Source organism: Mesorhizobium sp. M4B.F.Ca.ET.089.01.1.1, from assembly GCF_004022605.1.
Lineage (GTDB): Bacteria > Pseudomonadota > Alphaproteobacteria > Rhizobiales > Rhizobiaceae > Mesorhizobium > Mesorhizobium abyssinicae.
Genome location: NZ_RZOS01000171.1, coordinates 1 through 11,436, shown reverse-complemented (window position 1 = coordinate 11,436; position 11,436 = coordinate 1). Strand labels below are relative to the sequence as shown.

Here is an 11,436-nt window from a genome sequence, read left to right as displayed (position 1 = left end):
GCACCAGGCCGCCGACAAAGGCGGCCGAGCGCGGCATGCCGAGGAAATTGATGAACACGGCAAGGCCGAGCAGGCCGAAGACGATCGACGGTACCGCCGCCAGATTGTTGATGTTGACTTCGATCAGGTCGGTGAAGCGGTTCTTCTTGGCGAATTCCTCCAGGTAGATGGAGGCGGCGACGCCGATCGGCAGCGCCAGAAGCAGCACGATCACCATCATGTAGAAGGAGCCGATGATGGCCACGCCCATGCCCGACGTTTCCGGACGGCTGGAGGCGCCATAGGTGAACAGGCCCTTGTTGAAATGCTCGGCCATGGTGCCGTCGCCCTTGAGCTGGTTCATCCAGGCGATCTGCTGGTCCGAGACCTTGCGGCGCGCTTCCTCGACGTTGAGGTCGATCTGGCCCTTGAAGGCGGAATCGAGATTGGCCGCGGCGAGGATGTCGACGTTGCGCGTGGTGCCGATGACCGACGGATCGGCGACGACGATGTCGCGCAATTGCACGCGCGCGCCCTCCGACAGGAAGCCCTTCAGCTTCAGCGCCATCGGCTTGTTGGCGGGATCGATGCCGAGCTTGGCCATCAGCGCCTTGTCGGCCAGCTTGGGATAGTTCGCCTTGATCAGCACGTCCGGATCGGTGGCGCGCTTGTTGGAAGGATCGATGATCTTCTCGTCGAAATTGATCGGCAGCGTCACCGTCGTCTGCCAGAAGGCGGTGTAGCCCTTCGAGACGATGGTGATCAGCATGATGGCGAGGAAGGCGAGGCCAACCGAGATCGCCAGCACGCCATAGATGCGGAACCGGCGTTCGGCGGCGTAGCGGGCCTTGAGCCCGATGTCGCGGCGCGCAGGAGCCGCGGCCCGGACCATCGTATCCAGCGGGATATCGGTCATTCGTACTGCTCCCGGTATTTGCGCACGATGTAGAGGGCGACGATGTTCATCACCAGCGTCAGCGCGAACAGCGTAATGCCGAGCGCGAAGGCGACCAGCGTCTGCGGCGAATTGAATTCGAGGTCGCCGGTCAGCTGGTTGACGATCTTGACGGTGATGGTGGTCATCGCCTCGAACGGATTGGCGGTGAGATTGGCGGCGACGCCGGCCGCGAGCACCACGATCATGGTTTCGCCGATGGCGCGCGAGGCGGTCAGCAGGATGGCGCCGACGATACCGGGCAGCGCGGCCGGCAGGATCACCCGCTTGATCGTCTCCGAGCGCGTCGCGCCGAGGCCGAGCGAGCCGTCGCGCATGGCGCGCGGCACCGCGGTGATGATGTCGTCCGACAGGGAGGATACGACCGGGATCAGCATGACGCCCATGACCAGGCCGGCGGTGAAGATGCTCTGGCCCTGGATGAAGGGCGAACCGCCCGTCAGCGCCGCCGAGAGATCGCGCAGGAACGGCCCCAGCGTGACGACGGCGAAAATGCCGTAGACGATGGTCGGGATGCCGGCCAGCAGCTCGAGCGCGGGCTTCACCACCGAGCGCACCTTGGGCGAGGCGTATTCGGCCATGTAGACGGCCGACATCAAACCGACCGGAACCGCCACCAGCAGGGCGACGAAGGCGATGTAGAGCGTGCCGGACAGGAGCGGGATCAGGCCGAACTGGCCCTGGCTGCCGCCCGAGCCGGCCGCGGCGAAGCGCGGATCCCAGACGGTGCCGAAGAAGAAGCTCGCCGGCGAAACGCTGTCGAAGAACTGGATCGTCTGGAACAGCATCGAAAGCACGATGCCGACCGTGGTCAGGATGGCGATGGTTGAGGCCGCCAGCAGCCCCCACAGCATCAGCCGCTCGACATTGTTCCTGGCGCGCGCTCGCGGCGCGACTTGCCGGAGCGCGTAAAAGGCGCCGGCGATCGACAGCACGAGCGTGACGACGGCGCCGACCAGGCCGAGCCGGTCCTGCACCGCATTCGCCTCGACGGCGATCGGGATCATGTAGTCCTGGGTGTCCGTCGCCAGCGCCACGCCCTTGGCGGCGAGCAGCGGCTGCAATTCGGCGAAACTGGCGGGAAGCTGGGTGTTTGCATCGAGCTGGCGCAGCCCCTTGGCGAGGCTCTTCACCAGGCTGACATCGAGCGCCTCGCTGGCGACCGCGCTGTCGGCGGTGCGCTCGGGCAAGGCGGCGTGGATGTGGCGCTCGAGATAGACGGAGGAACCGATGTTCCAGACGGCAAGCAGCAGGAGGGCCGGCAGCACGGCGAGCAGGAAGGCCCACCAGCCGTGATAATGGGCGCGCGAATGCGGCTTCACCGAACCATTGTCCTGCGCCACGGCCCGTTGGCGGCCAATGAAGAATGCGACCACGCCGATGGCGGCGACTATGGCAAGTACGAGCATGGACGACATGAACCCACCCCAGGGGAAATCCCTCGTTCGAGCATGATCTTGTCCGGTCCCATTTCGGGATCACGCTCCGGTCGCCACCGCCACTGCGGCGGGCGAAGAGGCCGGGGCGCAGGTAATCCCGCGCCCCGGCCCTAAGCTTGATTACATGGTCTTTCCGGCGGCGAAGGCGTCGCGCTGCGACTGACGCTCGGCGTCGGGAGCCGAAACCAGGCCGTATTCGGCAAGCGGGCTTTCCGGGCCGATCATCTGGTCGTCGAGGAAGAATTCGACATATTCCTTCAGGCCCGGAACGACGCCGAGATGCGCCTTCTTGACGTAGAAGAACAGCGGGCGCGAAACCGGATACTTGCCGCTGGCGATGGTCTCGGTCGAAGGCACGACGTCTTCAACGCTGGCGACCTTCAGCTTGTCGGCATTGTTCTCGTAGAAGGCGAGGCCGAACACGCCGACGCCGGTCTTGTTGGAGTCGATGCGGGCGAGCGTCTCGGTGTAGTCGCCGTCGATGTCGACAGCCTTGCCGTCCTTGCGGATGGCGATGCAGGTCTTGCCGATTTCCTTGTCGTCGCTGATGCCGGTGGCCTTGATGGCAGCCTTGTCGCAGCCGGCGTCGAGAAGCTTGGTCTCGAACACTTCGCGCGTGCCGTGCTTCTCACCCGGGATGTAGGCGGCGATGTCCCAGTCGGGCAGCTTCGGGTTGACCTGGCTCCACTTGGTGTTCGGATTGTCGACCAGCTTGCCGTCGACAACGAGCTTGGCGGCCAGCGCCTTGTAGATGTCGGCGGGAACCAGCGCCCAGTCCGGGCCCTTGATGTCGGTTGCGAAGACGATGCCGTCATAGCCGATGCGGACTTCCTGGATATCCTTCACGCCGGCGTCGGCGCAGGACTTGATCTCGTCCTTCTTGATCGGGCGCGAGGAGTTGGCGATGTCGATGGTGTCTTCGCCGACGCCCTTGCAGAATTCCTTGATGCCGGCGCCGCTGCCGCCGGACTCGACCACCGGGGTCTTGAACTTGGTGAAGGTCTCGCCGAACTGCTCGGCAACGATCTTGGCATAGGGAAGCACGGTCGACGACCCGGCAACCTGGATCTGGTCGCGCGCGGCGGCGAAGCCGGACGACGCGGCCAGCGCAAGCGCGGCGGCCGACGCCGTGAGGAGAAATTTGTTCATGTGGCCTGCTCCTGTTCGGAAGATGGTCTCTTCGAAAGATGGACTCTTGGCACCGCTGTCCATCGGCGCCCGGTGAGGCCAATAGCTTCCGATTATTACAGTCGCATGACAGTTTCGTGTCAGCCCGGTAACGCCTGACCGGCTCGCCGGAAACGGCTGGCAGCCAGCCCTCGGCGAGGCAACGGCGGTTTGCCGTGGGAATCAGGGACTTGCGCGATTCTGGAGGCCCGCCCTGCCCTCGGCGGCACGAGCCTCGGCCGCCGAGAAAAGAAAAGCCGGACGAGAGCGCGTTGCCCCTGGCCAGAGCGTATCATGGCCGAGCCATCGCCGAAAACAGGTCCGTTGGGGTAGAGTCGACGCTGTTTCTAGCCGGCGGTCGCTGCTCCCGCCCGTAACCGGGGGAGCGAATCCGATGCCGCCATTGTTTCGGCTCGATGCCCGGTTCGATATGGTGCGATCGCACCATATCCCCACGGCAGCCTCGGTTGTCCGGCGTGCTTCGCAAACCGGGCGCTGCGACGACACTCGCCCCGAAGCAGCGGCCTCGACAGGTTTAGCCGGCGTTTCTCTGCGCCTGGCCGTCGGCGCCGATCCAGCGCTCCAGCTTTTCGAGCAGGGCCCTCGGGCTGATGGGCTTGGGCAGATAGTCGTCCATGCCGGCCTCCAGGCAGCGCTCGCGATCGCCCTTCAGCGCATGCGCGGTGACGCCGACGATCGGCACATGCATGCCGCTCTCCTCCTCCAGCCGGCGGATGGCGGCCGTCGCCTCCAGCCCGTTCATATCCGGCATCGACACGTCCATCAGGATCATGCGCGGTTTGAGCCTACCGTAGGCGTCGAGCGCCTTGCGGCCGTTGCCGACGATCTCGAAGCCGTAGCCGGTCTCGCCGAGGATCTGGGTGAACACCATCTGGTTCACCTCATTGTCCTCGGCCACGAGGATATCGAGCCCGCGTTCGCCACCGGTCGGCCGGGCGCGCGCACGCACCGGCGGCGGCTGCAGCAGCGCCCGCTCCGACACCGCCGAGGCGGCCCTGGCAGGCGCCGGCTGCGCTATCCCCGCACTGCTGCTCGCCGCCTGCTGCGGATGGCTGACCGCCGCGCTGTGGCGGTGACGCTGGACGGTGGCGACCAGCGTCTCCAGCAGCACCGAGGAGCGCGCCGGCTTGATCAGCTGTGCATCGATGCCGAGGTCGCGGTAGCTGGTGTTGGCGAGCGACTGGTCGACGGACGTCAGCATGATGATCGGCGTGTGCGCAAGGCCGTCGGTGTTGCGCACGATACGCGCCATCTCGGCGCCGCTCATGCCCGGCATCTGGTAGTCGAGCACGACACAATCGACCGGCACGCCATAGGCGGCGGCGGCGATCAGCACCTTCAACCCCTCGGCGCCGCTCTCGGCCGCGCAGGAATCGAACGTCCACGACGCCATCTGCTCGCTCAGGATCGAGCGGTTGACGGCATTGTCGTCGACGATCAGCACCCGGGCTCCGGTGACGTCGACCGGCATGATCCGCTGCCCGCTCTGTTGCATGGCCCGCGGCAGCGTCACTGTGAACCAGAAGGTCGAGCCCTTGCCCTCATCGCTCTCGACCCCGATCTCGCCGCTCATCAGCTCGACCAGTCGCGAGGTGATGGCAAGACCGAGCCCAGTGCCCTCGTGCCGCCGCGTCGACGACGTATCGACCTGGTTGAACTTCTCGAACACGGCCTTCAGCTTGTCTTCCGGAATGCCAATGCCGGTGTCGGTCACCGAGATGGTGAGCTTCGTTCCCGTCGGCACGCGCTCGCCGGTGACGTCGACCAGCACATGGCCTTCGTCGGTGAACTTCACCGCATTGCCGAGCAGGTTGGTGACGATCTGCCTGATGCGCCCGACATCGCCGACGAACTGGCTGTCGAGGCCAGGCTGCACGCGCACGATGAGCTCGAGATCCTTCTCCTTGGCGCGAGTCGACACCAGCGTTGCCACATCCTCGATGGCCTCGGCAAGGTTGAAGGGCGCCGGATCGAGCACCAGCTGGCCGGCATCGATCTTGGAGAAGTCGAGGATGTCGTTGATGATGGTCAAAAGCGCGTTGCCCGACTTCACGATGATGTCGGTGAACGTCTTCTGCTTGGGGTCGAGGTCGGACTTGGCGAGCAATTCGGCCATGCCGAGCACGCCGTTCATCGGCGTGCGGATCTCATGGCTCATATTGGCCAGGAATTCCGACTTGGCGCGGTCGGCGAGCACGGCGCGCTGCCGCGCCTCGCTGAGTTCGGCCTCGCGCTGCTTGAGCTCGGTGATGTCGGTGGTCGATCCGATCAGATAGAGCGAACCGTCGGAGGCAATCATCGCCCCCTTGCGCGCGAACTGGTGCCGCACGCTGCCGTCGGGCAGCGTCACGCTCTCCTCGATCTCCTGCGTCTCGCCGGTGCGCAGCACGGCGAGATCGCCAGCGACGAAGGCCTCGCCGTCCGGCCCGAAGATTTCGACGTCGGTCCTGCCGATCGCATCTTCCTTGGCGAAGCCGGTGAGGTCGCACCAGCCCTTGTTGACGTAGAACTGCCTGAGGTCCGAACGCTTGGCGTAGATCGACACCGGCACGTTGTCGATGAGGCTGCGGAACACCTCGTTCTCGCGCATGCTCTCTTCCAGCGCCCGCTCGCGCGCCTTGACGTCGGTGATGTCGGTGCTGGAGCCGACCAGATGCACCGACCCGTCTGTCGCCACCAGGCGGCTCTTGCGCGTCATCAGTTGCCGCACGGTGCCGTCGCGATGGGTGACAGGCTCCTCGACCTCCAGGACCTTGCCGGCGACGACCACTTCGGTGTCGTCATGGCTGTAGCTTTCGGCATCCTCGGCGCCGAACAACTGGCGGTCGCTGCGGCCGATGACGTCCTCCTTGGCGAGGCCGGTGATGGCGCACCAGGCCTTGTTGACGAATTCGATGCTGAGATCTTGGGCCTTGATGAAGGCAGCCACCGGCAGCTCGTCCATGACGTGCCGGAACAGATCGATCTGCCGCATCGAGTCATGCAGCGCCTTCTCGCGGCTCTTGATGTCGGAAATGTCGACGCGCACGCCGATGAAGGTGCCGTCCTCGGTCCGCATGTCGTAGACTTGGTACCAGCGGCCGTCCGGATTGCGCCGTTCATAGGATGAGTTCGGCAGCCGGTAGTGGGCGAGCATCGCGTCGAACCACCCGTCGCGATCGCGCTCGTAGAGGCTGTCGATCTCAGGATCGCCGCTCTGGCGGAAATAGCCGACCGAATGGCCGAGCGCCAGCGCCTCGCGGAAGCTTCGGCCGGGCTGCCACACCGGCTTCAGCGCCGGAAGCGTCTCCTGCAGTTTTCGGTTGGCGAAGACGAACCTGTCGTCACGATCGTAGATGATGACGCCGGCCGGCAGCGATTCCAGCACGGTGGCGAGGTTCTTGCGCGCGTCCTCGGCCTCCGCCTCGCGCTCCTTCATGTCGGTGACGTCGACATAGGAGATCAGCCGCTTGCCGCCGGCAAGCGGCGCCAGCGAGGCAATCAGCGTGCGGCCGTCATTGAGTGGCAGCTGCCGCGATCCGGCAACGCCAGCCCTGATCTCGGCTTCGCGCTCGGCCATGAGGCGCTGCCATGCCTCGTCGTCGGCTCCGTAGGGGTCGATCCCGCGGCTCGCTTCCATCAGCTCGCGGAAGCCGCTGCCGATCCCGGCGCGGCTGGGCTCGATTTTCCAGAACTCGTGGAAGGCGCGGTTGATCACCTGCGCGCGCATGTCCGAGTCGAGGACAAGGACGCCGATCGGCATTTGGTCGACCATGGCGCGAAGATTGGCGAAGGTCTCCGCGGTCCTGGCGTTGGCGCTCTCGACCTCGGCATCACGGCGCTTGACGTCGGTGACCTCGTAGTAGGTCAACAACCGCTTGCCCCCGGACAGCGCGGTGACCGAGAACATCATTGTCCTGCCGTTGGCGTGGACAAACTCGCGCGGCGCGACTGAGCCGCCACGAATCTCCGCGAAGCGGCTGGCGAGGTAGCGCTGCCATTCCTCTTCGCCGATATCGCCATATATGCCGTTGCGGCGATTGAGTTCCATCAGCCGGCTGAACGGCGCGCCGACGCTCACTGCCCCGTCGGGAATTCTGGAGAGGTCGCGATAGGCCTTGTTGATGATCAGCGTGTCGAGCTGGGCATCCAGGAGCACGACGCCCATATGCATGGCGTCCATCGTGCGCTCGAGATCGGCAAGATGCTGTACGCCGTCTTCGGCGAGCGCATCGTCGCCGCGCGCAACCGCTGCTTCGAGGGGGTCGCGTTTGCCGCCGTTCCCCGTCCCGTCCACGTCCGCCATGCTGATGCCACCCCCAGCCGAACCCCCGTCGCGGTTCGTCGGCGGACTGTGCCTCAGAAGCATTAACGATCCGCTAACCTTAACAAACCGCGACCGGGGGCGAACTGTCGCGGCCTGGCCGCATCGCGCAGGTTGTCGGCTGCGGCGCTGCCGCGTTATAAACCGTATATTGGGGTGTTGCTAATGTTCGGACGGATCGTGCTGTTTTTCCTGTGCCCGGCGCTGCTTGCGGCAGGCGGCTGCGCACGCAGCGACGATGGCACCGTGATGATCCCGAAGCCGCTCGACGTCAGGCGTATCTGGGACAGGCCCCCGCCGCAGCCGCAGGCCGGACCGCCGCGAATGCAGGCAGGCCCCTTTCCGGTGGCACCGCTGGCACCAAGGCGGTTGCCTGGCCGCAGGCTCGGCCCCCCGCCAGCGCCGGCAGGGCAGGTGGCGAGCCCTCCCTCGCTGTCGTCCGAGCCGGAGCAGCCGCTCGCCTGCCGGAACGTCAGCGAGCCCGGCAAGCGCTACCGCGTGGTCTGCGAATAGCGGCGGCAAGGTCAGTTGGCCGGAAAGAAGGCCGGCGGCTCGATCCGACGGCGTCCTCAGCCGCCAACGCGGGGCCTAGCTCAAAGTGTCGAATGGCCTCGGTGAAACCTTTGGCGCACAATCGGCGTTCTAGGGCAAAGGAGACAGAGGATGTCGATTCACTTCACCGTCTCTGGCCTGACCAGGAACCTCATCCATTCACTTGGACTGGATCATGAGCGGGCGCCGAGACCCCTGACACAAGAGCAGAACCTGCTGTTGGAATGCTATCTGGCGGGCCAGATTCCGGAGTCGGCCTGGAGCGACTACGTCTTCGAGGCACCGGAATTGCAGCGCCATGTCGATGCGAGGCGCGCGCGGCACTGATCCCCAGACCGACCCGCCCATAGGCCTTTACTGCTTGGGCGAATTGAACCGCAGCGTGAAGATGTTGCCGGCAATGCCCTGCGCCAGCGCCGGCGAGAAGCTCAGCGGCAGGCACTGCTGCAGCGCCGCGGTCGCGGCGTCGACATAGGCCTGCCTCGCCTTCGCGTCGCCGTTCACTTTTATCGCCGTCGGCTTGGGTGGGCCGATCAGCGTGCCGTCCCGCCTGAAGCTGAAGCTCAAGGTCACCGACGAGTTCTCCGAATTGGCCGGCGGGGTCCAGCATGCCTGCAGCGCCGCTCCGACATCGTTCATGGTGTTGAGCGAGGCGGCATTCGACTGACAGGGCATGGCTGCCAGCAGTGCGACGAAGCATGCCGAGAGTGCAGTGCCTTTCATTGCCGGGGATCCTCCTCTATCCCGCTCCGCCGCCGCCTTCATGCTGCGGTCAAAGCCGAAGATGACAAAAGGTTTTGCAGGGATAGCCAGGCGCCTTCGCCAAGGTCGGGCAGCCGGCGAAAAGCAAAAGGCCGGCGCAGGGCCGACCTTTCCTTTCGCCTCGGCATCCGCGCCAGTACATCCGTGGTCGCGCGCCTGAGGTGAACCAGCGGCCAGTAGACAGGTCTTTGGTTAACCAATCCCTAACCCCGACCGGTCGCCAGGCTCAGCGACGCTACTTGGCGGCGATCACGCTTTGGCCTGCGACCGCACATAGGCAATGTAGCCGCGCACATCGCCGGCCGGCTCGGCATAGGCGTTGCCGAGCTTCTTCTCCATCGCCGCCATATAGTCCTTCGCCCACTGCGGCAGTGCATAGTCGATGACCGCCAGGAATTCGAGCGTCGCTGCCAGCCTTATGTCGGCGATCGACGGGTTGCTGCCGCCGATGAACGGCTTGCCGTTGCGGAAGAAGCTGTGGAAGACCTCCAGCGGCTCGGCGATTGCAGAGGCGGCCGCCTTCTGGGCCTCCGATTTCCTGTCGGGATGGGCGTCGCTGTGGCCGACCTCGCCGGCATATTGCGGGAAGCCGAGCGCCGGATAAGTGGCGCGCGCCACGTAAGGGTAGAGCGTGCCGACCAGGTAGAACATGGCGCTGTCGATCATGGCCCGCTTGGCCGGCGCCTTGGGGTAGAACTTCTCCAGCCCGTGCTTGTTGGCGAGATACTGCATGATGGCGCAGCTTTCCCACAGCACGCCCCGCGGCAGGCCCTTGTCCTCGATCATCGGCGTCAGATGGGCCGGGTTGCGCGCCAGGAATTCCGGCGAGCGCGTAAGCCCCCAGGCGTCGGTCTCGGCATGGTCGAAGCCGGCGGCGCGCGCGAACACCCGAACGGTCATGTTGTTGACGCTCGGCTTCAGCATGCTGAGCTTCAGCCCCGGCTTCTTCGCCGGCTTGGCCTTAGGCGCGGCCCTTGCCGTCGCCTTAGGCGCGGCCCTTGCCGTCGCCTGCGCGGCCTTGGCCGTCGCCCTCGCGGCTGGCTTGGCTGCTGCTTTTGCCTTTGTTGCCGGCTTCGCAGCCGCTTTCGCCGCCGGCTTGGCGGTCTTTGTTGCCGGCTTGGCCGGTTTGCTTGTGCTCTTTGTCGCTGCCTTCGCCATCTGTTCCTCCCTCAGGCTTGTCAGTCTCGTGCGTATGGATTTTTCGGCCCCCGATCATCCGACAAGGTCGCGCGCGACCATTCGACCAGCGTCTGGATCGCGTCGGCGAGATGCACTTCCGCGATGTTGTAATCGCCGCGCGCGACACGGATCTTGTGCGCCTGCATCAGCACGTCGGCATGGGTGAAGCCCGTCGGCGGCTCGAAGCGATACGAGGCGAGCTCGATCAGCAGGCCAAGCGGATCCTCGAAATAGATCGAATCCATGAAGCCGCGATCCTTGACGCCGCTATGCTTGATGCCGCGCTCGTCGAGCCGGGCGACCGCTTGCAGGAAGGTGACGCGCGACACCGAAAAGGCGATGTGGTGGACGCAGCCCGTATCGGTTGGCGTGCGCCTGGCCACCGCCGCGCGGCTCTCGTCGGTAAAGACGGTGATCAGCCGGCCGTCGCCCGGATCGAAATAGAGATGGCTCTCGCTCGCCTTGTCGAGATTGGGCTGTTCGAAGACGAAGGGCATGCCGAGCACGCCTTCCCAGAAATCGATCGAGGTCTGGCGCCCGGCGCCGACCAGCGTGATGTGATGGACGCCCTGCGACTGCAGTTTCTGCATCGGTCTCCCTCTCTGCGATCCTTCGCCTCTGTATCGGGCGAGTTCTGATCCGCATCCGCCGCGCCTTGATGCTTCCTGCGACGGCGCCTTGCGCCTATGGCGCAAAAACCAAGACGCGATGCTAATTCAATCCGCAGCACTGCGCCAGAAGCTCGCAACGGCGCCAAGCGGCATAGAGTCCGAGATCGATCCCACTACGGTGCGGACACAGCCAGCACAGCGCAGAGCTTACCGATCACGGAATATGCCTACTCTATTCCGTATCAAGTCACGGCTCGATCAGCCCGAGCCTGTATCCGGGCGACAAACCGACGTGCCTCATCGTCAACCGCCATGACGGTGCCTGACCTACGCGTGGACGCGAAGTCGAGCCCCGCAAAATAGACGCCCGGAACCGAGGCGATGCCATTTTCGTGGACCGGCTGGCGTCGCTCGTCGAGAACACCGGGTACATCGATCCAGCTGAAATCGCCGTCAAAGCCCGTACAC

At 65.1% G+C, this 11,436-nt stretch carries 9 protein-coding genes and 1 pseudogene; 2 read left to right on the top strand and 8 right to left on the bottom strand.

All coding sequences use genetic code 11. The annotated features are described in order from the left end of the window. The 4 genes from EN780_RS17480 to EN780_RS17465 all read right to left on the bottom strand — a co-directional run. Positions 1 to 895, bottom strand: an 895-nt coding sequence (locus EN780_RS17480) for a DUF3333 domain-containing protein (RefSeq protein ID WP_128274824.1), incomplete at its 3' end; no start/stop codon positions are given. Then, positions 892 to 2,352, bottom strand: coding sequence for a phosphate ABC transporter permease subunit PstC (gene pstC, locus EN780_RS17475; RefSeq protein WP_127282794.1), 1,461 nt, complete (start codon positions 2,350 to 2,352; stop codon positions 892 to 894). The genes EN780_RS17480 and pstC, both read right to left, overlap by 4 nt. A gap of 141 nt (positions 2,353 to 2,493) precedes the next feature. Continuing rightward, a complete protein-coding gene (locus EN780_RS17470) occupies positions 2,494 to 3,522 on the bottom strand; it encodes a substrate-binding domain-containing protein (protein ID WP_127282793.1) in 1,029 nt (342 codons plus the stop codon). Positions 3,523 to 4,075: 553 nt separating this feature from the next. Then, the gene (locus EN780_RS17465) at positions 4,076 to 7,846 is read right to left on the bottom strand and encodes a response regulator (RefSeq protein ID WP_128274823.1); all 3,771 of its coding nucleotides are present in this window, start codon (positions 7,844 to 7,846) and stop codon (positions 4,076 to 4,078) included. A gap of 183 nt (positions 7,847 to 8,029) precedes the next feature. Here EN780_RS17465 and EN780_RS17460 point away from each other — a divergent pair, with 183 nt between their 5' ends. Both EN780_RS17460 and EN780_RS17455 read left to right on the top strand, forming a co-directional pair. Then, entirely contained in the window at positions 8,030 to 8,377 is a 348-nt protein-coding gene (locus EN780_RS17460) for a hypothetical protein (protein ID WP_128274822.1), read from the top strand. A gap of 150 nt (positions 8,378 to 8,527) precedes the next feature. Then, complete coding sequence (locus EN780_RS17455; protein WP_127282790.1) at positions 8,528 to 8,743, top strand: hypothetical protein; 216 nt, start codon at positions 8,528 to 8,530, stop codon at positions 8,741 to 8,743. A 27-nt stretch (positions 8,744 to 8,770) separates the two neighbouring features. On the opposite strand, the gene EN780_RS17450 is transcribed toward EN780_RS17455, so the two are convergent. The 4 genes and pseudogenes from EN780_RS17450 to EN780_RS39750 all read right to left on the bottom strand — a co-directional run. Then, positions 8,771 to 9,091, bottom strand: a complete 321-nt coding sequence (locus EN780_RS17450) for a hypothetical protein (RefSeq protein WP_245493289.1) — start codon at positions 9,089 to 9,091, stop codon at positions 8,771 to 8,773. Between the two features lie 336 nt (positions 9,092 to 9,427). Next, a complete protein-coding gene (locus EN780_RS17445; protein WP_128274821.1) occupies positions 9,428 to 10,336 on the bottom strand; it encodes a glutathione S-transferase family protein in 909 nt (302 codons plus the stop codon). 20 nt (positions 10,337 to 10,356) lie between these two features. After that, on the bottom strand, positions 10,357 to 10,947 hold the full coding sequence (locus tag EN780_RS17440) for a VOC family protein (RefSeq protein ID WP_127391069.1): 591 nt from the start codon (positions 10,945 to 10,947) through the stop codon (positions 10,357 to 10,359). Between the two features lie 263 nt (positions 10,948 to 11,210). After that, a pseudogene (locus EN780_RS39750) lies at positions 11,211 to 11,436 on the bottom strand (FAD-dependent oxidoreductase); the annotation flags it as partial.

Bases quoted from the DNA above. Each gene is read 5' to 3' on its own strand.
- pstC (WP_127282794.1), bottom strand. From the start codon at position 2,352: ATGTCGTCCATGCTCGTACTTGCCATAGTCGCCGCCATCGGCGTGGTC.
- EN780_RS17470 (WP_127282793.1), bottom strand. From the start codon at position 3,522: ATGAACAAATTTCTCCTCACGGCGTCGGCCGCCGCGCTTGCGCTGGCC.
- EN780_RS17465 (WP_128274823.1), bottom strand. From the start codon at position 7,846: ATGGCGGACGTGGACGGGACGGGGAACGGCGGCAAACGCGACCCCCTC.
- EN780_RS17460 (WP_128274822.1), top strand. From the start codon at position 8,030: ATGTTCGGACGGATCGTGCTGTTTTTCCTGTGCCCGGCGCTGCTTGCG.
- EN780_RS17455 (WP_127282790.1), top strand. From the start codon at position 8,528: ATGTCGATTCACTTCACCGTCTCTGGCCTGACCAGGAACCTCATCCAT.
- EN780_RS17450 (WP_245493289.1), bottom strand. From the start codon at position 9,091: ATGCCCTGTCAGTCGAATGCCGCCTCGCTCAACACCATGAACGATGTC.
- EN780_RS17445 (WP_128274821.1), bottom strand. From the start codon at position 10,336: ATGGCGAAGGCAGCGACAAAGAGCACAAGCAAACCGGCCAAGCCGGCA.
- EN780_RS17440 (WP_127391069.1), bottom strand. From the start codon at position 10,947: ATGCAGAAACTGCAGTCGCAGGGCGTCCATCACATCACGCTGGTCGGC.